This is a genomic window from Chryseobacterium sp. ZHDP1, assembly GCF_018603435.1.
GTDB lineage: Bacteria > Bacteroidota > Bacteroidia > Flavobacteriales > Weeksellaceae > Chryseobacterium > Chryseobacterium indicum.
In genome coordinates, this window is sequence record NZ_CP075682.1 from 3,418,735 (window position 1) to 3,444,772 (window position 26,038).

25 protein-coding genes are annotated in these 26,038 nt (G+C 35.6%); 7 read left to right on the plus strand and 18 right to left on the minus strand.

What is annotated here, in order from left to right; genetic code table 11:
- Positions 1 to 111: 111 nt before the first annotated feature.
- Positions 112 to 1,032, minus strand: coding sequence for a M28 family peptidase (locus KKI44_RS15595; RefSeq protein ID WP_214588210.1), 921 nt, complete (start codon positions 1,030 to 1,032; stop codon positions 112 to 114).
- Between the two features lie 135 nt (positions 1,033 to 1,167).
- On the minus strand, positions 1,168 to 1,557 hold the full coding sequence (locus KKI44_RS15600) for a DUF4293 family protein (RefSeq protein WP_076391587.1): 390 nt from the start codon (positions 1,555 to 1,557) through the stop codon (positions 1,168 to 1,170).
- Between the two features lie 146 nt (positions 1,558 to 1,703).
- Here KKI44_RS15600 and rho point away from each other — a divergent pair, with 146 nt between their 5' ends.
- Positions 1,704 to 3,554 (plus strand): transcription termination factor Rho, encoded by a 1,851-nt coding sequence (rho, locus tag KKI44_RS15605; protein WP_214588211.1) that lies wholly within the window; start codon positions 1,704 to 1,706, stop codon positions 3,552 to 3,554.
- Between the two features lie 498 nt (positions 3,555 to 4,052).
- Entirely contained in the window at positions 4,053 to 4,649 is a 597-nt protein-coding gene (locus KKI44_RS15610; RefSeq protein ID WP_214588212.1) for a superoxide dismutase, read from the plus strand.
- Between the two features lie 49 nt (positions 4,650 to 4,698).
- Here the strand turns inward: KKI44_RS15610 and KKI44_RS15615 are convergent, their stop codons facing one another.
- Together KKI44_RS15615 and KKI44_RS15620 are read right to left on the minus strand one after the other, a co-directional pair.
- Positions 4,699 to 5,121, minus strand: coding sequence for a DUF6146 family protein (locus KKI44_RS15615; protein WP_214588213.1), 423 nt, complete (start codon positions 5,119 to 5,121; stop codon positions 4,699 to 4,701).
- Positions 5,122 to 5,169: 48 nt separating this feature from the next.
- Complete coding sequence (locus KKI44_RS15620) at positions 5,170 to 6,360, minus strand: endonuclease (protein WP_214588214.1); 1,191 nt, start codon at positions 6,358 to 6,360, stop codon at positions 5,170 to 5,172.
- Positions 6,361 to 6,611: 251 nt separating this feature from the next.
- Here KKI44_RS15620 and KKI44_RS15625 point away from each other — a divergent pair, with 251 nt between their 5' ends.
- The 3 genes from KKI44_RS15625 (at position 6,612) to KKI44_RS15635 (ending at position 11,496) form a co-directional block, all read left to right on the plus strand.
- Positions 6,612 to 9,485 carry a carboxypeptidase regulatory-like domain-containing protein gene (locus KKI44_RS15625; RefSeq protein ID WP_214588215.1) on the plus strand — a complete coding sequence of 958 codons (2,874 nt, stop codon included), beginning with the start codon at positions 6,612 to 6,614 and terminating at the stop codon, positions 9,483 to 9,485.
- 34 nt (positions 9,486 to 9,519) lie between these two features.
- Entirely contained in the window at positions 9,520 to 10,911 is a 1,392-nt protein-coding gene (locus KKI44_RS15630) for a DUF5689 domain-containing protein (protein WP_214588216.1), read from the plus strand.
- A gap of 75 nt (positions 10,912 to 10,986) precedes the next feature.
- Positions 10,987 to 11,496: a hypothetical protein gene (locus KKI44_RS15635; RefSeq protein ID WP_214588217.1), complete on the plus strand. Its 510-nt coding sequence runs from the start codon at positions 10,987 to 10,989 to the stop codon at positions 11,494 to 11,496.
- A gap of 64 nt (positions 11,497 to 11,560) precedes the next feature.
- On the opposite strand, the gene KKI44_RS15640 is transcribed toward KKI44_RS15635, so the two are convergent.
- The 6 genes from KKI44_RS15640 to KKI44_RS15665 all read right to left on the minus strand — a co-directional run bounded on the left by KKI44_RS15640 (position 11,561) and on the right by KKI44_RS15665 (position 15,640).
- A complete protein-coding gene (locus KKI44_RS15640) occupies positions 11,561 to 12,031 on the minus strand; it encodes a DUF6702 family protein (RefSeq protein ID WP_235132554.1) in 471 nt (156 codons plus the stop codon).
- Positions 12,032 to 12,089: 58 nt separating this feature from the next.
- Entirely contained in the window at positions 12,090 to 12,842 is a 753-nt protein-coding gene (locus tag KKI44_RS15645) for a TIGR00730 family Rossman fold protein (protein WP_214588219.1), read from the minus strand.
- Positions 12,843 to 12,849: 7 nt separating this feature from the next.
- Positions 12,850 to 13,563, minus strand: a complete 714-nt coding sequence (locus tag KKI44_RS15650; RefSeq protein ID WP_214588220.1) for a nucleotidyltransferase family protein — start codon at positions 13,561 to 13,563, stop codon at positions 12,850 to 12,852.
- 116 nt (positions 13,564 to 13,679) lie between these two features.
- Complete coding sequence (locus KKI44_RS15655) at positions 13,680 to 14,090, minus strand: RNase adapter RapZ (protein ID WP_214588221.1); 411 nt, start codon at positions 14,088 to 14,090, stop codon at positions 13,680 to 13,682.
- Between the two features lie 93 nt (positions 14,091 to 14,183).
- On the minus strand, positions 14,184 to 14,588 hold the full coding sequence (locus tag KKI44_RS15660; protein WP_214588222.1) for a GxxExxY protein: 405 nt from the start codon (positions 14,586 to 14,588) through the stop codon (positions 14,184 to 14,186).
- 35 nt (positions 14,589 to 14,623) lie between these two features.
- Complete coding sequence (locus tag KKI44_RS15665) at positions 14,624 to 15,640, minus strand: aminoglycoside phosphotransferase family protein (protein WP_214588223.1); 1,017 nt, start codon at positions 15,638 to 15,640, stop codon at positions 14,624 to 14,626.
- A gap of 48 nt (positions 15,641 to 15,688) precedes the next feature.
- Between KKI44_RS15665 and xrtF the strand changes: the two genes are divergently transcribed.
- The gene (gene xrtF, locus KKI44_RS15670) at positions 15,689 to 16,219 is read left to right on the plus strand and encodes an exosortase family protein XrtF (RefSeq protein WP_214588224.1); all 531 of its coding nucleotides are present in this window, start codon (positions 15,689 to 15,691) and stop codon (positions 16,217 to 16,219) included.
- Entirely contained in the window at positions 16,206 to 16,622 is a 417-nt protein-coding gene (locus KKI44_RS15675) for an exosortase F system-associated membrane protein (protein ID WP_214588225.1), read from the plus strand. Before xrtF ends, KKI44_RS15675 begins: the two co-directional genes overlap by 14 nt.
- Positions 16,623 to 16,652: 30 nt before the next feature.
- Here KKI44_RS15675 and KKI44_RS15680 read toward each other — a convergent pair whose 3' ends face one another.
- The 8 genes from KKI44_RS15680 to KKI44_RS15715 all read right to left on the minus strand — a co-directional run bounded on the left by KKI44_RS15680 (position 16,653) and on the right by KKI44_RS15715 (position 25,958).
- Positions 16,653 to 17,657 carry a cation diffusion facilitator family transporter gene (locus tag KKI44_RS15680; protein WP_214588226.1) on the minus strand — a complete coding sequence of 335 codons (1,005 nt, stop codon included), beginning with the start codon at positions 17,655 to 17,657 and terminating at the stop codon, positions 16,653 to 16,655.
- Positions 17,658 to 17,711: 54 nt separating this feature from the next.
- On the minus strand, positions 17,712 to 18,704 hold the full coding sequence (locus KKI44_RS15685; protein ID WP_214588227.1) for an aspartate-semialdehyde dehydrogenase: 993 nt from the start codon (positions 18,702 to 18,704) through the stop codon (positions 17,712 to 17,714).
- 32 nt (positions 18,705 to 18,736) lie between these two features.
- Positions 18,737 to 19,168, minus strand: a complete 432-nt coding sequence (locus tag KKI44_RS15690) for a hypothetical protein (RefSeq protein ID WP_214588228.1) — start codon at positions 19,166 to 19,168, stop codon at positions 18,737 to 18,739.
- Positions 19,169 to 19,259: 91 nt separating this feature from the next.
- Entirely contained in the window at positions 19,260 to 21,989 is a 2,730-nt protein-coding gene (locus KKI44_RS15695; protein ID WP_214588229.1) for a TonB-dependent receptor, read from the minus strand.
- A gap of 209 nt (positions 21,990 to 22,198) precedes the next feature.
- On the minus strand, positions 22,199 to 23,059 hold the full coding sequence (gene nadC, locus KKI44_RS15700; protein WP_214588230.1) for a carboxylating nicotinate-nucleotide diphosphorylase: 861 nt from the start codon (positions 23,057 to 23,059) through the stop codon (positions 22,199 to 22,201).
- A gap of 10 nt (positions 23,060 to 23,069) precedes the next feature.
- Positions 23,070 to 23,711: a hypothetical protein gene (locus KKI44_RS15705; protein ID WP_214588231.1), complete on the minus strand. Its 642-nt coding sequence runs from the start codon at positions 23,709 to 23,711 to the stop codon at positions 23,070 to 23,072.
- A gap of 18 nt (positions 23,712 to 23,729) precedes the next feature.
- The gene (gene nadB / locus KKI44_RS15710) at positions 23,730 to 25,301 is read right to left on the minus strand and encodes an L-aspartate oxidase (RefSeq protein WP_214588232.1); all 1,572 of its coding nucleotides are present in this window, start codon (positions 25,299 to 25,301) and stop codon (positions 23,730 to 23,732) included.
- A gap of 30 nt (positions 25,302 to 25,331) precedes the next feature.
- Complete coding sequence (locus KKI44_RS15715; protein WP_214588233.1) at positions 25,332 to 25,958, minus strand: NAD(P)H-dependent oxidoreductase; 627 nt, start codon at positions 25,956 to 25,958, stop codon at positions 25,332 to 25,334.
- Between the last annotated feature and the right edge of the window lie 80 nt (positions 25,959 to 26,038).

Below are 26,038 nucleotides of genomic sequence, written 5' to 3' on the forward strand. Positions count from 1 at the left end.
ACGTTTTTAATCGCCTTTTACTTTATAAAATAAGTTTCTGCAGCATTTATTTTGTTACAGTTTTCGGAAAAAATAAAGCCGCCTGAAGAATGGCAGCTTTTATATTAACTTTTAAAATCTAACTTTATCATTATACTTCGGTGCAAAATTCTTGGGCGAAAGTTTGTCTAAAGTTTTCCCGAAATTATTGATTATTGTTGTTAAATTATTAAAATCCACAACGTGGATATCGTCATTTTCATGGTGATAATGCGTCGCTTTCGTCATATCAACCGTTGAAAAAGAATGGGCGATAATTTTCTTTTTTACAAAACTCACGTTGTCTGATCGGTAGAAAAGCTGTTCTGAAGCATAAGGATCCGGATTTATTTTTAAGCCGTTCGCGGCATTTTTATTAAATAATTCATCAAGATCCGAAAATTCATCACCCGTCATGAACAAAGCGTTCTTTCCGAAAGCAGATTCTGTTGCCACCATTTCGAAATTAAACAGCGCTGTCATTTTATCATAAATCGGATTCAGATTCTCATCCTTTGAAATGGCTCTGGAACCCAACATTCCTTTTTCCTCACCGTTAAATGCCATGAAAACCAAAGAAAACTCAGGATTTTTATTTTTGAAATAATCTGCAATTCCTACCAGAGTGGTAATTCCGCTTGCATCATCATCTGCACCATTATAAATATTGTCCTGAGGATTGTTGCTAGTTCCGATATGATCAAAATGCCCCGAAAATCCTAGAAATTTTTCTGTTTTTCCTTTTTTAACGCCACAAACATTATAAGCTGTTTTTCCTTTGTAGTCAAAAGGAACCAGATAAGAATTTCCTGTGCAGTACTCTAAATTGTTTTCTTTAAATAATTTGGCGATATAATTGGCTGCATTATCATTTTCAGCAGTTCCGATTTCGCGGCCTTTCATTTCATCAGAAGCCAGAGTTGAAAGAACAGTCTGTATTCTTTCCGTAGAAACTTCCTGTGCGAAAGAAAATATAGAGAAAAGTGAAAAGGTAAGATAAGTAAGTTTTTTCATTTTTAATAATTTATAAACAATCTGTCGCAATATAAGCGGAAATGTTGCATGCGAATGTTTTTAAATGAAAAATTACACAAAATAAAAAACAGCTCCTTAAAAGAAGCTGTTCTCACTCAAAAAATCGTTGTAAGGTTATCGAAGTCTGTCTACAGATTTTACGAGCCTCTCATCTTTTTTAATGTAAATGTTTGCTATAAGCAGACAGATCACCGCAATTAATGAGAAAACCGGCTCAATACCCTTCTCAGGAAAATCTATTCCTCCGGATAATTTTAGTAACCAGTACATCAATACACCAATCAACAAAGCGTTTATAATAATGCTGATGTTATTCAGCAGAATTTGTCTTTTTCTGTTTTTAAAACTGAAAATACTGAGTACTCCCACCAAAACAAGGACAATACATCCGATATTAATCACAGGAAAGCTGTCTGAAATAACAACATCTTCTCCTGTAATGAACAGAAACACAGCAGCCAACACTGCTAAAAAAGTCCATATAGTCTGTATTCTTTGTAGCATTGAATATTAAATTCTACGCAAAAGTAATATAAATTTTGCACAATTCAAAAATAAGTGTAGATTTGCATTATACGAATGTACTTGAAAACAACAGTCACCTGACTTACTTTTCTTATTCACAATTAATTACATTTTTTACACTAAATATGTTTAACATTGAAACGTTAAGGTCAAAATCCGTAACGGAACTGACTAAAATCTTAAAGGATTTGGGCGTTAAAGTGGCAAGAAACAGCACTGAAAATGACAAAATCTTTGCAATTCTTGACTTTCAGGCCTCCAATCCAAAAGTAGCAAAAGAATATTTCAACGCTACTGAAACCAGTATGAATACTGAGGAAAAACCGGCAGAGAAACCTGCGAAGGCTCCTGCCAGAAAAGCTGCTCCTAAAAAAACGGCAGCTAAAACAAAAGCTGAAGCGAAACCTGCGGAAGAAACAAAACCTAAAGCAGAGGAAAAAACTGAAGCAGAGGTGAAAGAACCCGTTTCCGAAGAACCTAAAGCTGAAGAAACAAAAACAGAACCTGCAGCAGCAACAGAAGAACAGACTGCAGCGGCGCAGACTAAGAAAAAGAGGAAAAGAGTTTCTCCTGCCAATACAGCCAACACAGAAGCGCCTCAGGAAAAAACAGAAGCTCCAAAAAACACAGAATCTCAGGAATCTGCTCCAGCAGAAGAAAAGCCGAATAATTCCCCTCAACATCAGGCTAGATCCCCAAAAGGACAAAACAACAATCCGAACAACAACGGAAACCAGCATAGAAATCAAAATCATAACCAAAACCCGAATCAAAACCAAAACCAGCATCAGAATAAGCAGCAACAGCAGCATTCTGAAAGAACGGAGGAACAGCATGAAGCTCCTAAAAAGGAATTCAGTTTCGACGGAATGGTAAGTATTGAAGGAGTTCTGGAAATTTTACCCGACAATTACGGATTTTTACGTTCTTCAGACTTCAGTTATATTTCTTCTCCGGATGACGTATATGTCTCTACGGCGCAGATCAGAAATTTTGGTCTGAAAACCGGAGACACTGTAAAAGGAATTGTAAGATTACCGAAAGAAGGCGAAAAATATTTCTCTTTATTAAGACCAACAGAAGTTAACGGACGCGATCTTGCTTTTATTAAAGACCGTGTTGCTTTTGAATATTTAACCCCGCTTTTCCCACAGGAGAAATTCAACCTTGCCGGAAAAGGCTCTACCATTTCTACAAGAGTAGTGGATCTTTTTGCTCCGATCGGGAAAGGACAGAGAGCAATGATCGTTGCACAGCCAAAAACCGGTAAAACGATGTTGCTGAAAGATATTGCCAATTCTATCGCTGCCAATCATCCGGAAGTGTATATGATGGTTCTTCTGATTGACGAACGTCCGGAAGAAGTTACCGATATGGAAAGAAGCGTAAATGCAGAAGTTATTGCATCTACTTTTGATGAAGCGGCAGAAAAGCACGTAAAAGTGGCTAACCTTGTTCTGGCGAAAGCACAAAGAATGGTGGAATGCGGTCATGATGTGGTGATTTTATTAGACTCCATCACAAGATTGGCAAGAGCTTATAATACCGTAACGCCTGCTTCAGGTAAAGTTTTATCGGGAGGTGTTGATGCAAATGCACTCCATAAACCGAAAAGATTCTTCGGAGCGGCAAGAAAGATTGAAGGAGGAGGTTCTTTAACAATCATTGCAACGGCTCTTATCGATACGGGGTCTAAAATGGATGAGGTAATCTTTGAAGAATTTAAAGGTACTGGAAACATGGAACTTCAGTTAGACAGAAAAATTGCCAACAGAAGAATTTATCCTGCTATTGATTTGGTAGCTTCAAGTACCCGTAGAGACGATCTGCTTCTGGATGAGGTAACTTCTCAGAGAATGTGGATTCTTAGGAAATACCTTTCTGAAATGAATCCAATTGAAGCAATGGAATTTGTAGACAAAAACATCAAAGGAACGTTGAATAACGAAGAATTCCTGATGTCGATGAATAAATAAATTGAATTTAATTTGTTAAGAGAAAGCACGGACGTTTAATGTTCGTGCTTTTTCGTTTTTAGTTTGAAATTAAATTATTCTTTTGAAGCTTTATCTCGCTTTCCGCACTCGCTATTTAATGATTTCAGCGGCGGCGAAGCCGCCGCTGAAATCATTAAATGAGCTCAGACAATTGCTGCAATCGAGGCTAGGGTTTTTGTATGATATTTCAATACTTCATTATATCCACAAAATTTGGGATCCTGAAAAAGTTCAATATAGCATTAAAATAAAGTCTGAAAAAATTCTTGTTTGAACCCTTTGATTTGTTATCAGCTTTGATTCAAAAATAAATTTTTCAAAATTGATAAACCTTATGTCGTTAGACTTTCTTACCATAAAAATTTAATTCATTCTAAATCAATATATCAATGTTAAAGATTTATTAAAGTAATCCCCATTTTTTGAATATAGATTAAATAATGGCTAAATTTGGGTAATAACATTAAAAATAAAATTATGTCATTTGAATTACCAAAACTAGGATATGCTTACGATGCATTGGAGCCGACAATTGATGCAAGAACAATGGAAATCCACCATACAAAACATCATCAAGCATACGTAGACAATTTAAATAATGCGATTAAAGGAACTGATCTTGAAGGAAAAACTATCGAAGAAATCTGCCAGACAGGAATTGATAAACCAGCGGTAAGAAACAATGGAGGAGGACACTTTAACCATACCTTATTCTGGGAAATTTTAACTCCGGGCGGAAGCAAAGAACCGATAGGAAACGTAAAAGCTGCTATTGATGCTTACGGAGGTTTCGAAAAATTCAAAACAGATTTTTCTGATGCTGCTAAAACAAGATTCGGTTCAGGATGGGCTTGGTTGGTAAAAAATGCTGACGGTTCCGTTGCTGTTTCTTCAACTCCAAATCAGGATAACCCGTTAATGCCGGTTGCAGACGTAAAAGGAACTCCTGTTTTAGGACTTGATGTTTGGGAACACGCTTATTATTTAAATTACCAAAACAGAAGACCGGATTATGTATCTGCATTCTTCGAAGTGGTAAACTGGGATAAAGTAGAAGAATTATTCAACAAATAATTATTCAACTATTTCATAAAAAAAGGTTCAGAATCGCTCTGAACCTTTTTTAATATCTTGTGGTGTCACTTCCCGATAGTCCGTTCATTTTCAGACCGTATTTCCAGTTTACGTATGCAAAAACCTGATACAGTTTGTATTCGAATTTAATACCGTATTTTTCCTTCGGATCATAATCAATCGAGGATTCAATGACGTTTCTGTATCGTCCGGAATTGTAATACGAATTCCATTCTGTAACAAGAAAAGTATTTCTGTTCTTTAGATAAGATTCAGAATATTGGCTGATTGGCTTTGCAACCGCATTCAGAAAATAGTCAAACTGAGTATCGATTACCGTAAGATCCCATTCGCCATCATCATTTTTTGATGGTTTCATTTCCGACTTTTCTTTTTCATTCTTAGGATTGCTCTGTGCAGAACAATTGAATGAAAATAAAGAAAGTGTTAACAGTAAAACTAAATTTTTCATCTTATAAAGTTACAAAAAAAAGACACTCAATCTGAGTGCCTTATATTTTTATGGTTCTTTCTGGAGAACTACAAATGCCGGGAAGTGGTCACTGTAACCGCCGGTAAACTGGTCGCCGTTCCACGATCGGAAAGGGTAGCCTTTGTAATTTCCTTCTTTATTCACTAAGTAAGCCGGAGCGAAAATTTCAGCCTTATAAACCGAATAATCTTTTGTAACCTGATCCTGAATTAAATTTTTAGAAACAATGATCTGGTCAAATAAGTTGGGTGCGTCCTGATATGCTAATGAAGCAACTCCTTTTTTGTACAAAGGATACATTAAATTCAGGTAAGGATTAGCATCACTTAAATCTTTCGGGCTTGGCTGAGCTTTCAGATAATTTTTTAAGCTTGAACTTACAGGATCGTCGTTAAAGTCTCCCATGGCAAATAATTTAGTAGAAGGATCTGCAGCTCTTACACTGTCCATCTGCTGTTTTAGTAAAGCTGCTGCTGCATTTCTTTTTGGCAGGGAAATAGCTTCACCTCCTCTTCTTGAAGGCCAGTGATTCATGAAGAATGCCACTTTCTCATTATCAAGGAAGCCTGTAACAACCAGGATATCTCTTGTATATTCTCTTTTTCCGTCATCACCGAAAACTTTCAGTTCTTTTTTCAAAGAATTTGTTGGAGTGAACCTTCTTTTCTGATAAATCAAAGCCACATCAATTCCTCTGTAATCGTAAGAATTGTAATGGATAATTCCGTAATCATATTTCTTCAGTGCCGGTTCATTAATAAGATCCTGAATAACCTGTCTGTTTTCAACCTCAATTAAGCCTACTACTGCAGGAGCTGTTTTGGTATACTGTGCTCCCATTTCAGAAATTACTTTAGCTTCATTTGCTAATTTTGTTCTGTAAACTTTGGTGTTGTAGTTTTTAGCACTTTTTGGAGTAAATTCTTCTGAACCTCCTTGGTATCTTACAACTTTTTTCCCAATTAGAGCGCCGTCGCTCCACGGTCCGTCGTACTTTTCAGCTTCTAAAAACTTAACGGAATCCAATGGAATGCTTCTGTGAAAAGCCGGGTTTTTAATGTCTTTAGTTCCGTCGATATAATCTGCTGAGCGAATCGTGTCCCAAAGGTTTTCCACATTCAAAAAACCTACAGTGGCCACTTTTCTCAGTTTACCCTGCTGTTGTGAAAATGCCATTATCGAAAAAATGATGGCAAAAAAACTCAAAAATTTCTTCATTCTCTTAGAGTTATTATTAATATTATTTAATCTGCAAATTTACTTTTTTTTAACTTCCCGCTATTTTAAATATTTGTAAATTTAAAATGTGGTATTTACGTTTTTATTTATAATGATTCTTAAAAGCTTGCAATGTTAAGAAAAAATAACGTAAAAAAAGTTGTAAATTCTAAAAATTGACTAAATTTGCGTCCCCAACTTTTAAACTGTTGAGAATTAATAAGAAAAGTATTTAAAAAATAAATATACTCATGATTAAAAAACTATCATTAGTCTCTTTATTTACTTTACTTCCAGCGTCATACTATTTTGCACAGACTACGGTCTCTGCCTATTTAAAAGATGCCGAAGGAAAACCCGTTGAAAGGGCAGAAGTAGATCTTAAAGGGAATGACAATGATGTAACGGCTGACAAAATCGGATACTTCCAGTTTGTAGACCTAAAGCCGGGGCATTACCAAATTGTGATTACAAAACCGAATTACGAAACCAAAGTAATGGAGTTTGATGTAATGGACAGTGAGAAGAAAAAGGATTTAGGGACGATTACCCTATATTCTGCACTTACAAGCGCGGATCAAGGTTTAGCAATCATTGACAGTGATGGAGACGATGAGGATAGCAACAGCGGACAGGCTTCTACAGTCGGTTTACTGCAGTCATCTCAGGACATTTTCAGCAGAATCGCAGCGTTTGATTTAGGATTTTATTGGTTCCGCCCAAGAGGAATCGATGGAAGATTTGGAGAAACTATGTTAAATGGTGTTTCCATGATCAAGTCTGATAACGGTAATGTGGATTTTGGAAACTGGGGAGGACTTAACGAAATTACAAGATACCCGGAAATTTCTTCAAATCATTCACCTTCCGAATATGCATTTGGAGGAAACAGTTCTGTGGTTTATAAAAATACTAAAGCGAGTGAATATAGAAAAGGATTTCAGTTTACTCAGTCTTTAACCAACAGAAATTACAGAAACAGAACATCTCTAAGATACAGCTCAGGAATGAGTAAGAGCGGATGGGCATTTACTGCAATGGGAGCAAGAAGATGGGCGAAAGAAGGTATTCAGGAAGGAACGTTCTATGATGCTTACGGAGCTTATTTAGGAATTGAAAAGAAATTTAACGATAAGCACACGATGACGTTCAATTTCATCGGTGCACCTTACAGAAGATCTACTGCAAGTCCAAGTACTCAGGAAGTATACAACTACAGAGGTGTTCATTACAATTCTTATTGGGGATATCAGGACGGAGAGCAGAGAAGTGAAAGAGTAAGAAAAGGATTCCAGCCGATCTTCCAGATTCAGGATTTCTGGAAAATCAATAAAAACAATACGCTTTGGACTTCTGTATCTTATCAGTTCGGAAAAGACAAAGGTTCTCGTCTGGACTGGCAGAATGTACAGAATCCATCTCCTACATACTACAGAAATTTACCAAGTTATTACGATTCATTAGATCCTAATGCTTCTGTAACTCTTCCTACAGGAGTAACAGGAACAACAGCTCAGCAGGCTTTTCAGGCAGCAATGAACGGATGGACTTCCAATGATCCGAACTTTACACAGCTTAACTGGGACAGATTATACCAGAGAAATATGCAGCAGCCTGCAGGAACCTATTATGGGCAGACAGGTAAAAGAGCATTATATTATTTGGTAAACGATGTAAGTGATGATAAAATCTGGAATGCTTCTACTCACTTTGTTCACAACTTTAATGATAATACGAAATTCTTATTAAACGTATCTTATCAGAATTACCGTTCTGAGCAGTACAGAGAAGTAAACGATCTTTTAGGTGCTGATTTTGTACTGAACAGAGATCCTTTTGCTGCAACAAACCAGCCGGGAAAATCAGGATTATACAATCAGGGTGAAGAAAATGTAACGAAAAAAGTAGGTGATAAAATGACTTACGACTACATTTTCAGAAGACAGGAAGTAAAAGTAAATCCGGGTGTAAGATTCACAGCGGGAGCTTTTGATGTATTCGTATCTGCATTGGCAGGATATTCTTCTTCAAACAGAGAAGGTCTTTTCAATCATTACTTATACAAAGATTCTTATGGAAAAGGGATGGATTATAACTACTGGAACTACGGTCTGAAAGGACAGATCGTTTACAGACTGAACGGTAGAAACTTCTTTGTTTATAACGGAGCGTATTATAATCAGGCCCCTTATCTGGAAGATTTATTTGTAAATCCAAGAGTAAACGGATCTGTAGCACCCAACGTGAAGAGCATGACGGTAAATGCAAATGACCTTAGTTATGTTATTTCTTCTCCTTTCTTAAAACTAAGATTAACAGGTTATTTGGTTGATACAGACAATGAAACAACAGTTCAGAGATTCTTTGCAGACGGTATTCCATTAAACAGTGTGGATGCAGACGGTAACCAGACCAATGTTCAGAGTGCTTTTGTATCTCAGGTAATGACGGATGTTAAGAAGAGAAATATGGGAGTTGAACTTGGGGTTGATGTTAAAGTGTTACCAACATTATCATTACAAGGTTTAGCAAGCATCGGACAGTATACTTATAAGAATGATCCAAAAACTTATTTTGCATCAGATGCAGTAGGTGTTTTTGCAAACGGTCTTCCGTATGTAGATCTTGGAAAAGCATACATTAACAATTATCGTCAGGGAGGAACTCCTCAACAGGCTTACTCGGTAGGTTTCCGTTACAACAACCCGAAATACTGGTGGGTAGGTGCCAACTGGAATTATTTTGATGAAAATTATTTAGATCCTGCAGCTTTGGTGAGAACAGAATCGTTTGTTCAGAACAATGTTACCGGAACTCCATATTACGGGCTTACAGATAGTGATCTTAGAAAAGTACTTCAGCCAAACAAATTGCCTTCGTCATTCTTTCTGAATGCTAATGCAGGAAAATCTTGGGTAATCGGTAAATACTATGTCTTAATTTCTGCTACAGTTAATAATATTTTAAATAACAGAAAATATATTACAGGAGGATTTGAACAAACAAGAAATGCGGTGTATCCTACCTTCTCTCAGGATTTGAATAGAGAATACACTTTGTTTGCACCAAAATACTGGTATACTCAGGGAAGATCATATTTTGTAAATTTACAGTTCAGATTTTAATATCAATTCACTAATTATTTTAAAAATTAATAAAATGACAATAAAGAAATACTTAAGTTTAGTAGCAGGAGTTGCATTTGCGGCGATTTCTATTACATCTTGTGTTCAGAAAGACGAGTGGGAAACTCCGCCAATCAAGTGTGAGAATAAATTCCCGGCTCCTACAATGACTTTGGCTGCTTTCAAAGCTCAGGCTCCTTCTACAGGATATGTTTTAATTTCAAACGACCAGATTTTTGATGGTTATGTAGTTTCTTCAGATGAAAATGGAAACTTCTATAAAACAATTTCTTTCCAGGATAAGCCGGAAAATCCGACTGCAGGTTTACAAATTGAGGTTGACAGATCCAGCAACTATGCAGATTTTCCTGTTGGTGCGCACATCAGAATTAATGCGAAAGGTTTAAGATTAGGTTTAGACAGAGGTACTGTAAAAATCGGTTCTGTAGATCCTACGTATTCAATCGGAAGAATTCCTGCTTCTTTATTAAGCAGATATGTTTCCGGAGTTTGTAACGGGAATGGTCTTGAGGTGGTTACAATTAAACCTTTAGAATTACCAAACCTTGCTGCTGCAAAAAGTGACCAGTATATCAATACATTGGTAAAAGTTGCTAATACACAGTTTACCATTGCAGATATTTATCCTACTGCTAAAACATTTATCGATTATGTGGCAGGAGCAGGAGTAGATACAGACAGAACTTTGGAAGATGCTTCAGGAAATAGTGTAACTTTAAGAAATTCAGGTTTCTTCTCTGAAGGATCTAAAACATTACCAACAGGAAACGGAGATATTACTTTTGTAGTAAGCCGTTATAATACAACTTGGCAGATGCTGATCAGAAATACAAATGATATTAACTTCAAAGGAACAAGAGTAGATGCTACACCGCCGAAAGGAGGAACTGCAATTACCTATTCAGGAGCTTTCCTTGAAAACTTTGAGAGTTATGCTACATCTCCGGCTAACCTTGAAGTATTTCCTAAATATGTAAACGATCCGCTTCTAGGAAACAGATACTGGCAATTAAAAACTTTCAGCGGAAACAAATACATCCAGTTGGGAGCTAATTCAGGAACTGGTCCTTACGTAACTTATTTTGCAGTACCTGTTGATTTTACAGCAGCAAACACACTGAAATTTGACGTAAACGTAGGATTTTTTAACGGTAATGCTTTAAAAGTATATTATACAACCAATTATACTCCTCTTGGAGATATTACTCAGGCTACCAAAACAGATATTACTTCTGCATTTACAATTCCACAGGCTCCTACAGGTGCTTATGGAACAATTGCTCCTGCAGGAATGTACACTTTCCCGACTTCTTTAACGGGTAACGGATTTGTATTATTCGAATACACAGGAAACGGAAGTGGTGTTACCACTACAATCCAATTGGATAACATTCAGGTTCAATAAGAATTTTGAAAATTTAAATAGTATAAAGGCTGTCTTTTTAGGCAGCCTTTTTATTTTTGCCAAAACTTATAGAATATGCAGTATTTTGTTTATGTTTTAGATCATACGTATACAGATGATTTCCATACAGAATCTAAAAGATTAGGATATTTTAAGAATTTAGAAGAACTGCGAAAAGTAAAGAGTAAGGCTGTTCAATTACCGGGTTTTAAAATATTTCCGGAATGCTTTGTAATTCAAAAATATATTTTAGATAAAGTTCATTGGCAGGATGGATTTACAGAAACTATAGGAGAAACAGGACGTGATTATCTGGAATCGGGAGATGAGGTTGATGCAAGTATAGTATCGGTAAAAGAGCTGCAAATAGACTCTGTTTTTTGCCTGAGCCATACTTATACACTGAATACCTATTTGGATGATGAAAGATTTATCGGAATATTTTCAGGCTATGAAAAAGCTCAAAAGGTGATGAATGAATTAAAAAATAAATCTGGGTTTAAAGATTTCCCGGACGATTTTATTCTTGATGAAGTGGAATTAAATGCAATGCACTGGACAACCGGATTTTATTGGGAACAATAAATGAATATAGCTCAAACAAAAAACCACCGCTTTTGCGATGGTTTCGTTGTTAATTTCATTGTCTTTAAAAAGATACTTCATTTACCTCTTTTCCGCGTTGGAAATTCATTGTTTTCTGAATTCCCTGATACGCAATATTAACAAGGTTAATCTGCTTTGGAAAAGCACTTAAAAGGATTGTATTCTTTATTCTTAAGGTATTGATATCCGAAACGCCTCCCGTTTCAAAATATACCCATACTGTTTCTCCGCTTACCTGACTTCCCGTAAATGTAATTGTTTTCGGTGAGCCATTGACATACACATCAAAATTATTGTTTACATACTTTTTAACTTCTGCTTCAAATCCTGCCGTATTCGGGTTAATTTTTATAGCATCGGAAATGTGATTTGTATTCATTTTTGTAGTGAACTTCAATGTTTTGCTTCCATCAATATAATCCACCTTAGTCATTGAAGAGAAAAAGTCTACATACGTGAAACTCAATAGCACAAAAAGCGCTAAAATTCCTGATATAGATAAAATTTTTTTCATCTTAGATAATAAATTTACAATCATGATTGTTAGTTTTAAGTCACAAATAATATGCCAATTAAAAATTCACATTTACAGAATACTTATCATAAAAAGCCTTAATGTGTGCTACCGCTTCATCTGCGCTGTCTACCACTCTGTAAAGTTCAAGATCTTCTTCATGGATCATCTTTTCTTTCAGTAAAGTAGTTCTAAACCAGTCTAATAATCCGTTCCAGAATTCCGAACCTACCAGAACGATGGGAAATCTTCCGATTTTATTGGTTTGAATCAGCGTTAAAGCTTCCGTAAGCTCATCCAGTGTTCCAAATCCTCCCGGCATTACGATAAATCCCTGAGAATATTTTACAAACATTACCTTTCTTACAAAAAAATAATCGAAATTCATCGAATATGATTTATTGATGTAAGGATTAAAATGCTGTTCAAAAGGCAGATCAATATTTAAACCGATTGATTTTCCCTGAGTATTAAAAGCTCCTTTATTTCCTGCTTCCATAATTCCGGGACCACCTCCGGTGATAATTCCGAATCCTAGTTTTGTAATTTTCTCCGCAATTTCTACCGCCATTTTGTAGTATTTGCTTTGAGGCTTTAATCTCGCCGATCCGAAAATAGAAACACACGGACCAATTTTAGCTAGTTTTTCATAGCCGTCCACAAATTCTGCCATCACCTTGAAAACCATCCAGCTGTCTTTTGTAATGGTTTCGTCCCAGGTTTTTTGCCGGAGACTGTTTTGTAGTTTTGTTTCGTTACTATCCAATTCAGGATTTACCAGACTTTCATCTCTCGTTCCTTCAATTCCCATTGTACAATTATTTAAAATGTTTTTCGGCTTCCGTTACAGATTCCGGTCTGCCGACATCAATTAAAATGCTGTCGTGCAGAAAACCATGAATATGCTCCGTCTGCATAAGATCCAGATATTCTTCCATTACAGAAAATTTACCTGTTCTTTTTATCTTTTCAAAGATAACGGGATTAATACAATGAACACCACTGAAAGCCAGAGCTTTAAATCCCTTGTTAAACTCAGCAAGTCTCTGTTCGCCGGTCTGTACATTCAGCCAGCCTCTTAACACCATATCATCATTGAAAAGCAGTTTTCTCGAACTCTCTCTGTCCGATACAGCTAAAGTAGCAAAATCTTTTATCTTTTTATGGTATTTTACAAATTCTGTGATATTAATATTGGTAAGAATATCTGCATTCATGATTAGAAAGTCTTCCCCATGATCGAGAAATTTTCTTGCAAAAACCAAGCCGCCGCCAGTTTCCAGCAGTTCTTCTCTTTCGTCCGATATTTCAATTTTACATCCGAAGTTATCATTCAGCTTTAAAAAATCAACTATTTGATTTCCAAAATGATGAATGTTGATGACAAAATCGTTGATTCCGAAATTTTTTAAATATTTAATATTTCTTTCCAGAAGCGGAATCTCATTCACTTTTGCCAAAGCTTTCGGATGATGGTCGGTAAATGGCTTTAATCGGGTTCCTTTTCCGGCTGCGAAAATAAGTGCTTTCATTTTTTTATGGGTAATGAGTAATTGGTGATGAGTAATAAAATGACCGTGTTTAAATTAAAAACAATAAGTAATAAAATATCAACGAATTTAAAATATTACTTATTGCACATTACTCATTACTTATGATTAAGTTGATGCTGTTCGTCATGATGAAGGCTGATTTCAACTTTTTCACCATACTTTTCTTCAATGAAATGAGCGATTTTTATCGCAGAATAAACCGATCTGTGTTGCCCTCCTGTACAGCCGAAATTGATCTGAAGATTTTCAAAACCTCTTTCCAGATAATTATCAATATTAATGGAAATAAGATTTTTAATTAATTCCAGAAATTTAGGCATTTCAGTTTTTGTTTCCAGATATTCCTGAACGCCGATGTCATTTCCGGTCTGGCTTTTATATTCTTCCACTCTTCCGGGATTCAGGATTCCGCGGCAGTCGAACGTAAAACCGCCTCCGTTTCCTGTTTCATCCTTTGGAATTCCTCCTTTTTTATACGAAAAACTGTGTATGTCGATGTGTAGCATTTTTTTAATTTTATAATTATTTATTTATTCTTAAACCGTTAAGATTTATATTTAAGAAGTAAAGTTTATTTAAGATTTTGATAAATCAAAATTTTAGTTTGGGAGTTCTTTAAAGTACTCATTAATAAAAGGTTTTAAAGATTTGGTTATATTATCGGTAAAGAAATTTATTAATAAACCCTGAGGCTTTTTCAAAACTTTCATATAAGTTAATAACTGAGCTTCGTGTATAGGCAAAATTTCTTCAATTGCTTTTAATTCTACAACAATAGTATCATTTACGAGCAGATCAACAACCAGTTTTGTTTTAATATCAACTCCTTCATAATTAATGGTTGTATAAAGTTGTTGTTTTACATCATATCCATTTTTAATGAGTTCAATTTTTAAACATTCTTCATAAATACTTTCAAGTAAGCCGGGTCCAAGTGTTTTGTGAACTTTTATTGCAAAACCGGTAATTTCATAAGATAATTGTGTGATTTCTTTTTTCGTCATAACACTTAACGATGCTTAACTTCTTAAATATATTCTTAATGGTTTAGGATTTCTTCAATTTTCAATTTTGTTTTATCTGAACTCAATTGTTTAATCACTTTTTCAAGTTCGGGATAATCTTTCATATTTTCCCAGTTTTGTGCAAAAACTGTAATATTTTCGATTCCCTTTTCGATGCTTGAAATGAAGTGCTGTTTTCTCTGGATCAGTCCTCGGAAACCGTAAGCTCCCAAAACCTGCAGGAATCTCATTAGTTGAATTGGTTTTACCGAAATTTTTAGTTGATTTTTAATTTCCTGATCTTCAAATTGATGAATGTAATAATCAAGCATCTCACTTTTAAAGCTTTCATTGAAATTTGCTTTTGCCTGAAACAGAAAAGAAATCACGTCATACATCAACGGACCTTTCATAGCTGATTGATAATCGATAAATGATACTTCTTTCTGATCATTTACCATCATATTTCTCGCCTGAAAATCGCGGATCATTAAACCTTTCGGCTCCAGATTTTCGATGAGAAAAACGATGTTCTTAAATTCTTTCAGTAGAGTAGATTTATGGTATTCTAATTCCAGAACATCTGCCACGAAATTTTTAAAATAATACAGATCGTGCATTACGGGAAGCTCATCATAGCTTTCATATTCGAAAGTTTTACTGTAATCTACCTTATTCTGTGTTGAAATCTGTAATTGATATAACTTTTCCAAAGTCTGCTTTACCAGAGATTTTACATTTTCTGATAATCCTTCTTTGGAGATAATTTCTGAAAGTGTATTTTCTCCTAAAAATTCCTGAATATACATTTTCCGGTCTTCCGAAACTGCAAAAATTGCGGGAGTATTGAGTTTTAAATCTGAAAATAAATAAGAGTAATACAAAAAACTCTCATTTTCTGCGATGTTTTCGTTGTAGGTAATGATATACTTTTTATCTGCTTTTGCGATAAAATTTACTCTTGCGGAGCCGCTTTGAGCTAAAGTAATAAACTCAGAAGGCTTTTTTCCTGTATAATTTTCAAAAAATCTTTGGGCGTATTCGGAAATCATAGATGTCACAAATATAATAATTTACAGGCGAATTTCTATATTTGCATTATGCTAAAGGATTTTAAACCTGTTTTGAGCATTCTGCTGCGTTTCATCATCATTTATATGGTGCTGCTTCTAGCCTATCAGTTTTTTCTGAACAGTTTTCAGAAAGAAGGTCTCGATCCGTTTTCCAGAATGATTGCGGAGCAGGTGAGACATATCCAGAACTTTATGGGTTTCCCGACGCAGTTGTATAATGATATCAAAGGTGAGCAGGTTTATTTTTATGTCCGGAACGAATATCCTACAAGAATGGTGGAAGGCTGCAATGCCGTTTCTGTGATGATTCTTTTTGTAGCATTTGTTTTTGCCTTCTACAAAGGAAAAAAAACTTTCATCTTTGTTATTCTGGGGCTTATTTTGCTTTATATTATTAATGTTTTAAGAATTGTGGGGCTTAATATTGTTGTTTTAGATTACAAAGCATACAGTAAAACAACTCATGATTATATTTTTCCTGCGGTTATTTACGGAACGGTAGTCTTACTCTGGCTGGTCTGGATTAAATTTTTTGCTTTAAAAAATGAAAAATCTTAATTGGATTTTAGTCATAATAGGGGTTTTTGGTCTTATAAGTGTAAGAATACTTGAAGACAAAATTTTCTATGATCCTTTTCTCAATTATTTTCATGAAGCAAATAAGAATCTTCCTTTTCCGGATTTTGAGTGGGTAAAATTAATTCCCGGCTATATTTTCCGGTTTATTCTGAATCTGTTATTTTCATGCATTGTAATTCACTTTTGGTTCAGAAACAAGCAGTGGACAATTCAGGGAGCTGTTTTAATTACGATTATTTTTGCGATTACATTTCCGATTTATTTGTACTGTATTTATGACAGATTTGAAATCGGATATCTTTTTTCTTTTTACATGAGAAGATTTGTAATCCAGCCACTGACTTTACTTCTTATTATCCCGATGTTTTATTATAGAAAATAAATGGTACAAAAAGATATATAGAATCATATTCTAATGATCTTCTATGGTATGCTTATCCACAGAAGTTACATTTTCGGGTGTCCAGATTACTCTTTTTACAAACTCTTTTTCGCGTACCAGACAATCGGATATCTGACAGACAGGGCAGGAAATTGGTCTGCAATCGTCCATATGAAAATTAAATTCTACACTTCTTTTTGTATTTTTTGCTAAAAGAATAATCATTTTTTCCATTTCGTTATGCGCGTCACGAAGGCTGTAATACCAAGGTAAAGTAATATGCGCGTCAATATGAAGATTCGCCCCGAACTGCTGTATTTTCATATTATGAACATCAATCCATTCCGTTCTCCGGTTTTCTTCCAAAATCTGGATGATCTGTTCCAGAAGATCGGGGTCCTGTTCATCCATAATTCCGCTCAGCGATTTCCGGACAATTTTATAGCCCACAACAATTATATATCCTCCAAAGCCCAGTGCAACTACAGAATCCAGCCAATAAATTTTCGTGAAATAGACAATAACTAAACTTGCAACTACGCCAAGTGTGGTTAATGTATCAGATTGAAGGTGTTTTCCGGAAGAGATCAGAACAACAGAGTTTTCTGCTTTTCCTTTTTTAATGGAAATATAACCCAACAGGTAATTAATAATAGCGGTTGCAGCAATGATCCAGATCCCCAGATCTATTTTATTTAAAACTTTCCCGACAATTAAGCTGTGAACCCCTTCGTAGATAATCATGATTCCGGCAATGGCAATTAAAGCACCCTCTATTCCGGAAGTTACAAATTCCACTTTACCATGTCCATAAGGATGGTCTTCGTCTTTAGGTTTTGCTGCCAAATAGAGCGAATAAAGCCCCATAAATGCACTGATAACATTTACGATACTTTCCATGGCATCAGAAAAGACAGAGTCGGAATTCGTCAGTTTCCAGGCGATAATCTTTCCGATGAATAGAATGATCCCAAAGGCGGCAATCAGTTTCTGAAAGGCTAATTTATCTTTACTTTTATTTTTATGAAGGTTCATAGGTTTGATAAAAAAAAGAATCTCATTTCTGAGACTCTTTCTGGTTTTGTTAGTTTATACTAAGTTGTTTTCTACAAGGTATTCTGCAATCTGTACCGCATTCGTTGCGGCTCCTTTCCGCAGATTGTCTGCCACAATCCAGAGATTAAGGGTTTTGGGCTGCGAAAGATCTCTTCTTATCCTTCCGACGAAAACTTCGTCTTTTCCTTCGGAATACAGCGGCATAGGATATTCGTTGTTTTTTACGTTATCTACAACAACAACTCCGGGAGTTTCAGATAAGATTTTTCTTACTTCGTCAAGATCAAATTCATTTTCAAACTCGATGTTTACACTTTCAGAATGTCCTCCCTGAACCGGAACTCTTACTGCGGTGGCTGTTAAATTAAAGGTATCGTCCCCTAAGATTTTCTTAGGTTCTTTCATTAATTTAATCTCCTCTTTCGTATAATCGTCATCTGCAAAAACATCACAGTGCGGCAATGCATTTTTAAAAATCTGGTACGGATATACTTTTACGATAGAATCGTCTCCGCTGATTTCTCCGTTTAGCTGATCTACAGCAGCTTTACCGGTTCCTGTTACGGATTGGTAAGTGGAAACAATGACTCTTTTTAAATCGTATTTTTTGTTCAAAGGTCCTAAAACCATTACTAACTGAATAGTAGAACAGTTCGGATTTGCAATAATTTTGTCTTCTTTCGTCAATACATCTGCATTGATTTCCGGAACCACCAGTTTTTTATCAGGATCCATTCTCCATGCTGAAGAATTGTCGATTACTGTTGTTCCTGCTTCTGCAAAAAGAGGAGCGAATTCAAGAGAAGTTCCGCCTCCGGCAGAAAAAATAGCAATATCCGGTTTGGCAGCTATAGCGTCTTTCATGCTTACAATCGTAAATTCTTCCTGTTTATACTTCACCTTATTACCTACAGATTTTTCGGATGCTACCGGAATTAGTTCGGTGATAGGGAAGTTTCTCTCTTCGAGAACTTTAAGCATAACTTGTCCAACCATTCCTGTTGAACCTACTACAGCTACTTTCATTGATTTAATTAAAAATTATTTTGTTAATATATTTATGCCCCGAAGACTCTCGCCCACGGGAACGCGAATGCAAATAAACCTACGGCAATTAATCCCATAATTACGACTCCTAAAGAAATCGTAGGGTTTGTTTTTACTTTTTTGTTAACGATCGTCATTAAAACAGCGGCGATCAGCATAGAAAACGGATGTTCTACATATTGAAATCTTAATGCTGAGTTTTTCATCACTTCACCCATATTTAGACCATTTGAGAAATTAATGATCAGCATCACAATCCCCAATAGAAACTGAACGTGGAAAAAGATCATTGTGAAAAGAGTAGTCTTTTTAAGGAAATTATTTACTTTTCCACTGAATCCGAACATGGTTGCTAAAAGTGCAATAACAAACAGCGTCACCAAAAGAATTTCCAGATATCCGAATCCTTTGTGAGCATTAAGTAAAATGTTGTAAAAGTCCATATTTATTTTTTCTGTTTTTCAGACACAAATATAGCAAAAATCCCGGCGAAAAGCCGGGATTGATATTTATAAAATCTAATTTATGTATTTATTAGAAGTTGAATGAAAGTGTTGCAGACCATGTTCTTCCGTATCCGAAATAAACTTGGTTTTGTTGGCTTACTCCATTCCATGTTCCTGCTGCTTGGTACGCCTGATAGTTAGACGTTAATGTTGCAATCTGAGCAGTGGTTAATGGGGTTGATTGAAGAGGTCTGTTTACCGCAATGTACTGATCTAAAGTTAATCCGGTTTTGATGTTTGTATTAGATTCTGCAATGTAAGTCTTATCCAGCAAGTTATAAACATTACCTCTAATCGTAAAGAATTGTTTAGGATTGTTTAATTTAATTTTAAAAGATATTCCTAAATCAACTAAACCATAAGAAGGTAATTCTAAAGCACCTTGGTTTCCTGCATCCGGATTGGAGAAGTTAAGAAGGTTTAAGTTAGCATATAAATTTTTAATCCCTCTATATGTTCCGTCGAATGAGAACCAGTCTGTTGGCTTGAATGTAAATCCAACTGCTGCTGAAGTTTGTGCTGCTCCACCAACTTTAACTTTATCTATATAAAGTGTCTGAGTATCTGCACTGATTAGTTCATTTGTTTCACTAAATACATTTCCTTGTGCATTACCTTTATAATACCAGTCACCTACAGAAAGCATACCGAACAGGCTTAACATTTTGTGAACGTTAGCATTTGCTTCAATTTCAAATCCTTGGTGGATTTCTGTGATTCCCTGAAGGTTTGAATAAGCAGTCGTTGTTGAAATTGTTGAACTTGGATTAGCCGGATCAGGATAAGTATAAGATAGATTACCTCTTCTTAAGAATCTGTCTCTCCACTCAGTTCTGTAAAGGTTCAAATTAGCTGTGAAGATACCAGAACGGAATCCATATCCTGCCTCAACACCGAAGATTTTTTCATTCGTTAAGTTCGGATTTAAGTAGTTTTTATTATTTGGGTAAACAGCATTAAGGAAAGGCTGCTTAGAATAATATCCGATATTTACAAAAACGTTGTGCTGATCATTAATGTTATAATTAGCACCTGCCTTTACATTATATCCTACAATATCTTTAAAGCCTGTTTTTTCATACAATAATGGATTTGTAGCGGTTGGCTGAGCAATAGCAGTAGATGTTGCTGAGTTTCTGAAACCTGCTTGCTGACCATTTAAAAGGGTAACTCCATCGATGATAAAGTGATCGATTCTCTGGAATGACTGGTTAGATAATGCTCCTGAAACAAATGCAGATAATTTATCACTAGAATATTCTAACTGACCGAATCCTCCATACCATAGAACTTCACCATCATTATTATATCCTACCATATCATCCATACTATTTCTCTTTCCTCCGAACGGATTGAAAGTAGGCTCAGCCTTAAAAGCATTAGAAACTACTCTAGGAGTTACAGTATATAAGTTTCCTGGCGAAGTATAAAAGTTTTTGTTAGTATTATCTTTGTATCCTGCAGCACCATAAAGATCAGAAATTACCTGATAATGATATCCGTAATAATATCTGTCGTCTGTACCGATTGTGAAGTTTAAGTTATCATTAATTTTATGATTGAAACTAATAATCGCTCCAAACCAGTTATGGGAGTTAATTGATGATCTTCTTACTAAAGTAGCACCCGCAGCTGAAGTATTCATATTAACATTTGCATTTGTAGCGAAAATTCTGTCATATGCAATTTGTCCGTTTGCATCAACGAAAGAATTTACTCCTCCTGTTGCAGTACCTACACCTGTTGGAATTCTACCTAAATCACCTGTTCCGCCACCTCTACCGAAAGAAGCGTAGAATACTGAATTTAATTTAGATTTTGAACTGATATTCCAATCCCAGTTTAAAGACATTACTGGTTTATGATAGTAGTTTACTCTGTTTGATAAAACGTCACCATTTCTCCAGCCCCAATCTGCATTATATCTTCTGTTAGGAGTTCCGTCATTATCAGAATTATATTTGATGTAATTTTGAATAGTAGAATAGGTTGTTCTCTGATTGTGCCATTGAGGAGCTCCCGTAATTGTAAACTGGAAATCATGCTTTTTATTTGGCTGATATCCTAAGGCAAAATAATAGTTATATCCTTCAAATTCAGTTCCGTCTGCATACATTGATCCGGCAGTTCTGCTCATTAAGAATGAAGAAGACCATCCTTTTGCAGATTTACCAGTATTGTAAGCAAATAATGTTTTTAGATAATCATTATTACCAAGACCTAGAGAAACAATTCCTCCCTGTTTTTTATCAGCAGCTCTTGTTAGAACGTTAATTGTACCTCCAACGGAAGCGATAGCTAATTTTGAAGAACCAAGACCTCTTTGTACCTGCATTGCAGAAGTTACATCGGAAAGTCCAGCCCAGTTAGACCAATAAACAGCTCCGTTTTCCATATCATTCACAGGAACACCATTTACCATAACGGCAATATTTTCCTGTGCGAATCCTCTAATGTTAATTTTAGAATCTCCAAAACCTCCACCAGCTTTTGTTGCATATACAGATGGAGTTGTATTTAAGATTTCAGGGAATTCCTGATTTCCTAATCTTTCAACGATTTGTGCTTCTTTGATTGTTGAAACTGCTACAGGAGTTTTTCTATCTTTTGCGATATCAGCAACTCCAATTAACACTACCTCGTCAATGTCTTTAGACCTTGTATCTTTTACAGTGTCTTTAACCTGTTGAGCATAATAAACGCTAGCTGTAGATAATGTAATTATCGCAGTTAGCATTGATTTGTTGATTAATTTCATAATCGTTAGTAATAGTTAGATTTAATTTTCTGCAAAATTGAGGAAATTTATTTTAACTAATATTAACTGTATGTTAATTTTTAAAGGTTCTTAATAAGGTTTAAAATGTTGGTTTACAATGTATTGAATAATAATTGATATTTCGCATGAAAAAAATCACATTATTGATTTTTTAACAAAAGGGGATCATTTTTAACAAAAATTCAATGCTATTTCACGGCTTTGAGGCTTAAATCTATATTTTCTGCTGAGTGAGTAAGTGCTCCTGCAGAGATGTAGGTAACGCCTGTAGAAGCAATTTCTTTAAGCTGATCGCGGGTAATTCCTCCCGAAGCTTCACTTTCGCAGGAACCATTAATTAAGCTTACTGCTTTTTTCATAGTTTTTACGTCCATATTATCCAGCATGATTCGGTCTACCTTCGCATCAATAGCTTCCTGAACTTCATCCAGATTTCTGGTTTCAACTTCTATTTTAAGCTTTTTCTTATTCTTTTTGATGTAGTCTTTTGCCATTTTTACGGCATTGGTAATGCTTCCGTTATAATCGATGTGGTTGTCTTTCAGCATGATCATGTCATAAAGTCCGTATCGGTGATTGGTTCCGCCGCCAATGGCAACTGCCCATTTTTCGCATACCCTGAAGTTTGGAGTTGTTTTTCTGGTGTCCAGAAGTTTTGTTTTTGTACCGATGAGCCTGGAATCCCAGTCATGCGTTAATGTTGCAATTCCGCTCATTCGCTGCATACAGTTTAAGACCAGTCTTTCCGTTGAAAGAATAGATCTTGCACTTCCGGTTACAATAAAAGCAATATCTCCTACCTTTACAGCATCACCATCTTTTACGAAAATTTCAACGTTTAAATTTTTATCAAAAGTTTTAAAAATAATTTCAGCCAGTTCCACTCCGGCAAGAATGCAATCCTGCTTTACCAGTAGTTTTGCACTTTGTTCCAAATCTTTGGGAATAGTGGAAAGCGTAGAATGATCGCCATCCTGAATATCTTCTTCAAGAGCGTTTTTAATAAACTGTTTTAAAACTTTATCGGTTACGTATGCCGGTCTTTTCATATTTTTAATTTTAGTAATAATAAGATGCTTTTGTTCCGAATAACAAATCGTGAATCACAAAAAGCAAAATTACTTCATTTTCATCAGCTTTTATTTTTTCGAATTCAATTTTATTTTTTATTCGGATATTGTCTTGATTGGTTGCTGTAAATTCTATTAAATATTTTCCTCGCGGTTTGTAAGCATCAGGATTTTCTATGTACAGAAAATATTTCCAGTTCATATTTTTCCACTGATATTCTGTCCCATGAAAAAGAAGTTTATCTCTTTTAAATTCTAAAATCGGATGTTGATGATTGTTGATATAATAAAATGTCTGAGGAAGTTTGTTATCATTTATAATTTCATCCAGATCGAATTGATCTTTTCCGAAATAATAAGATTTTCCCATTGTAAGTATATTGCACAATAGATTTAATGGAAGAGGATATTTTGCTCTTGAAATGATAATTTTCTTGATATAATTAAAGAATCGAACCCCAAAAGATACAGCCGCTAAAATGAACATCCAGCCCAGAAAATAGATTTCATCATGATGCTTGCTTCCAAAAATAAGAAAACCAAGTACAATGAGAACGATAAAAATCAACATGACTCTTAAAAAGTTTAAAAGATTCATGATGGTTAAAATTCTCAGACTGAAGATTTCCATACTCCGTATTTGCTATTCTTAAGCCAGATCTTTATTATAAAACGCACCTTTATTCTCCGTCATTTCCATAGACTGGGTAATGATGAGGTGGGCAACGGTTGTTAAGTTTCTAAGCTCTGACAACTGTGGCGAAAGAATAGAGTAGTGGTAAATTTCGTTCACTGCGGCAGCGATTTCCTGATGTTTTTGCAAAGCCATATTCAGACGGCGGTTGCTTCGTACAATTCCTACCAGATCGCTCATCATTTCCTGAAGCTGCTTTCTGAGGTAAGATATAATTACCATCTCATCCATGATTTTCATTCCTTCTTCATTCCATTCCGGAACGGCTTTCAGATCATCAAAGTTGAAATTATTTTCGTTTAAAAGTTCAACGGTTTTCATGGCAGCATTGTGTCCGAAAACTAATCCTTCCAATAAAGAGTTGGAAGCTAGTCTGTTGGCTCCGTGAAGTCCGGAATTGGTACATTCTCCCACTCCGAAAAGATTTCTGATGGAAGACTGACCGTCGCGGTCAACCTCAATTCCTCCCATCAGATAATGACAGGCGGGAACAACGGGAATAAGCTGGCTGAAAGGATCAATTCCTTCGTCTTTGCATTTTTTATAAATATTCGGGAAATGTTCAAGAAATTTTTCATGATCCATTTCACGGCAATCGAGCCCTACAAATTCGTCTCCGGTGATTTTCATTTCTGCATCAATGGCTCTTGCAACGATATCTCTGGAGGCGAGTTCTTCACGTTCATCATATTTATGCATGAATTTTTCACCTCTTTTTGTTCTTAATTTGGCTCCGTCTCCACGAACGGCTTCCGAAATTAAAAACAACATTCCATCGAGCTTACTGTACAGAGCGGTCGGGTGAAACTGATAGTACTGCATATTGGAAACTTTTCCTTTTGCTCTTGCCACAAAAGCGATTCCATCTCCTGTTGCAATCGTCGGATTGGTGGTATTTTTGTAAACGTGTCCTGCTCCTCCGGTTGCAACAAGTGTTATTTTTGATGTTATTTTCTTAATGGTTTTGGATTTTTCATCCAGAATATAGGCTCCGTAGCAATGGATATCGCCTTCATTTAATTCTTTTCCGGGAACATGATGCTGCGTAATGATATCAATTACGTAATGATGATCGAGAATCTCAATATTCGGACTGCTTTTTGCGGTTTGCAAAAGTGCCCTTTCGATTTCAAAACCTGTGATATCTTTGTGATGTACAATTCGGTTTTCGGTGTGTCCTCCCTCTCTTCCTAAAGCAAATTCGCCGTTTTTCTTGTCAAAATTCGCACCCCAGTCTACAATTTCATTGAATCTTGCAGGAGCTTCCCTAACTACCATTTCCACCACATCGCGTTTGTTTTCGCCGTCTCCCGCACGCATTGTATCGGCAATGTGTTTTTCGAAGTTATCATTTTTAGAATCTGTAACTACTGCAAGACCACCCTGTGCATATTTGGTGTTGCTTTCATCTTCGTCCGATTTTGTTACGATGATTATTTTGGCATCAGGAAGCTGCTCAGAAACTTTTATGGCATAGGAAAGTCCCGAAATTCCGGAACCGATTACTAATACATCCGCTTTTATCATATCCTTAGTTTAAGACAATTGTCTAAATAGTTAAATAAATTTAAACAATTTTTCGTTTGGTTTTCTTACTTTTTTCATGTGCTGAAAATGATCTTCCTCCGAACGGTAGCCTAAAGCGAGCGTTACGCTTACTTTTTCGGTTTCAGTATTTATCTCCAGAATTTCTTCGATAAGTTCCTGACGGAAGCCTTCCATTGGACAGGTGTCTATATTTTCTATTGCGGCTGCATACATGAGATTCGCCAGAACGATGTAAGACTGTTTTTCTGCCCAGCTGAAAATTTCATCCTGTGTTTTTTGATTAATATGCTGATTGATGCTGTTTTTAAAAAGATCCAGTTTTTCCAGCGGTGTTTCTCTTACTTTAGAAATATGCCGGAAATAACCGTTAATGTAATTGTCGTCCACAATTTTTTTGGAAACAATAACAACGAGATGAGAACAGGTGGAAATCTGTGACGGATTGTAGAATGCAGGAATTAATTTCTGCTTCATCTCCTCACTTTCCACGATAAGAATTTCGTAAGGCTGAAGACCAAGAGAACTTGCCGATAATTTTCCGGATTCAAGAATATTATGCAGGGTTTCCTGAGGAATAATTTCGTGATTAAATTTTTTTACAGAGTATCTTCTGCTTAAAGCCTCTAAATAATTCATAATTCAAATTTAAGAATTGAATGCGAATTAAATAAGTTTAAAATAAAATATTTCTTCTAAATAAGGCATAAAAAAAGATC

Excerpts from the sequence above, each read along its gene's own strand:
- KKI44_RS15615 (WP_214588213.1), bottom strand. The coding sequence starts at position 5,121 with ATGAAAAATTTAGTTTTACTGTTAACACTTTCTTTATTTTCATTCAAT.
- KKI44_RS15715 (WP_214588233.1), bottom strand. The coding sequence starts at position 25,958 with ATGAATTATTTAGAGGCTTTAAGCAGAAGATACTCTGTAAAAAAATTT.
- nadB (WP_214588232.1), bottom strand. The coding sequence starts at position 25,301 with ATGATAAAAGCGGATGTATTAGTAATCGGTTCCGGAATTTCGGGACTT.
- KKI44_RS15685 (WP_214588227.1), bottom strand. The coding sequence starts at position 18,704 with ATGAAAGTAGCTGTAGTAGGTTCAACAGGAATGGTTGGACAAGTTATG.
- xrtF (WP_214588224.1), top strand. The coding sequence starts at position 15,689 with ATGCTAAAGGATTTTAAACCTGTTTTGAGCATTCTGCTGCGTTTCATC.
- KKI44_RS15665 (WP_214588223.1), bottom strand. The coding sequence starts at position 15,640 with ATGATTTCCGAATACGCCCAAAGATTTTTTGAAAATTATACAGGAAAA.
- KKI44_RS15635 (WP_214588217.1), top strand. The coding sequence starts at position 10,987 with ATGCAGTATTTTGTTTATGTTTTAGATCATACGTATACAGATGATTTC.
- KKI44_RS15705 (WP_214588231.1), bottom strand. The coding sequence starts at position 23,711 with ATGGAAATCTTCAGTCTGAGAATTTTAACCATCATGAATCTTTTAAAC.
- KKI44_RS15600 (WP_076391587.1), bottom strand. The coding sequence starts at position 1,557 with ATGCTACAAAGAATACAGACTATATGGACTTTTTTAGCAGTGTTGGCT.
- rho (WP_214588211.1), top strand. The coding sequence starts at position 1,704 with ATGTTTAACATTGAAACGTTAAGGTCAAAATCCGTAACGGAACTGACT.
- KKI44_RS15680 (WP_214588226.1), bottom strand. The coding sequence starts at position 17,657 with ATGAACCTTCATAAAAATAAAAGTAAAGATAAATTAGCCTTTCAGAAA.
- KKI44_RS15690 (WP_214588228.1), bottom strand. The coding sequence starts at position 19,168 with ATGGACTTTTACAACATTTTACTTAATGCTCACAAAGGATTCGGATAT.
- KKI44_RS15620 (WP_214588214.1), bottom strand. The coding sequence starts at position 6,360 with ATGAAGAAATTTTTGAGTTTTTTTGCCATCATTTTTTCGATAATGGCA.
- KKI44_RS15610 (WP_214588212.1), top strand. The coding sequence starts at position 4,053 with ATGTCATTTGAATTACCAAAACTAGGATATGCTTACGATGCATTGGAG.
- KKI44_RS15660 (WP_214588222.1), bottom strand. The coding sequence starts at position 14,588 with ATGACGAAAAAAGAAATCACACAATTATCTTATGAAATTACCGGTTTT.
- KKI44_RS15695 (WP_214588229.1), bottom strand. The coding sequence starts at position 21,989 with ATGAAATTAATCAACAAATCAATGCTAACTGCGATAATTACATTATCT.
- KKI44_RS15650 (WP_214588220.1), bottom strand. The coding sequence starts at position 13,563 with ATGAAAGCACTTATTTTCGCAGCCGGAAAAGGAACCCGATTAAAGCCA.
- KKI44_RS15625 (WP_214588215.1), top strand. The coding sequence starts at position 6,612 with ATGATTAAAAAACTATCATTAGTCTCTTTATTTACTTTACTTCCAGCG.
- KKI44_RS15630 (WP_214588216.1), top strand. The coding sequence starts at position 9,520 with ATGACAATAAAGAAATACTTAAGTTTAGTAGCAGGAGTTGCATTTGCG.
- KKI44_RS15640 (WP_235132554.1), bottom strand. The coding sequence starts at position 12,031 with ATGAAAAAAATTTTATCTATATCAGGAATTTTAGCGCTTTTTGTGCTA.
- KKI44_RS15645 (WP_214588219.1), bottom strand. The coding sequence starts at position 12,842 with ATGGGAATTGAAGGAACGAGAGATGAAAGTCTGGTAAATCCTGAATTG.
- nadC (WP_214588230.1), bottom strand. The coding sequence starts at position 23,059 with ATGAAAAGACCGGCATACGTAACCGATAAAGTTTTAAAACAGTTTATT.
- KKI44_RS15675 (WP_214588225.1), top strand. The coding sequence starts at position 16,206 with ATGAAAAATCTTAATTGGATTTTAGTCATAATAGGGGTTTTTGGTCTT.
- KKI44_RS15655 (WP_214588221.1), bottom strand. The coding sequence starts at position 14,090 with ATGCTACACATCGACATACACAGTTTTTCGTATAAAAAAGGAGGAATT.
- KKI44_RS15595 (WP_214588210.1), bottom strand. The coding sequence starts at position 1,032 with ATGAAAAAACTTACTTATCTTACCTTTTCACTTTTCTCTATATTTTCT.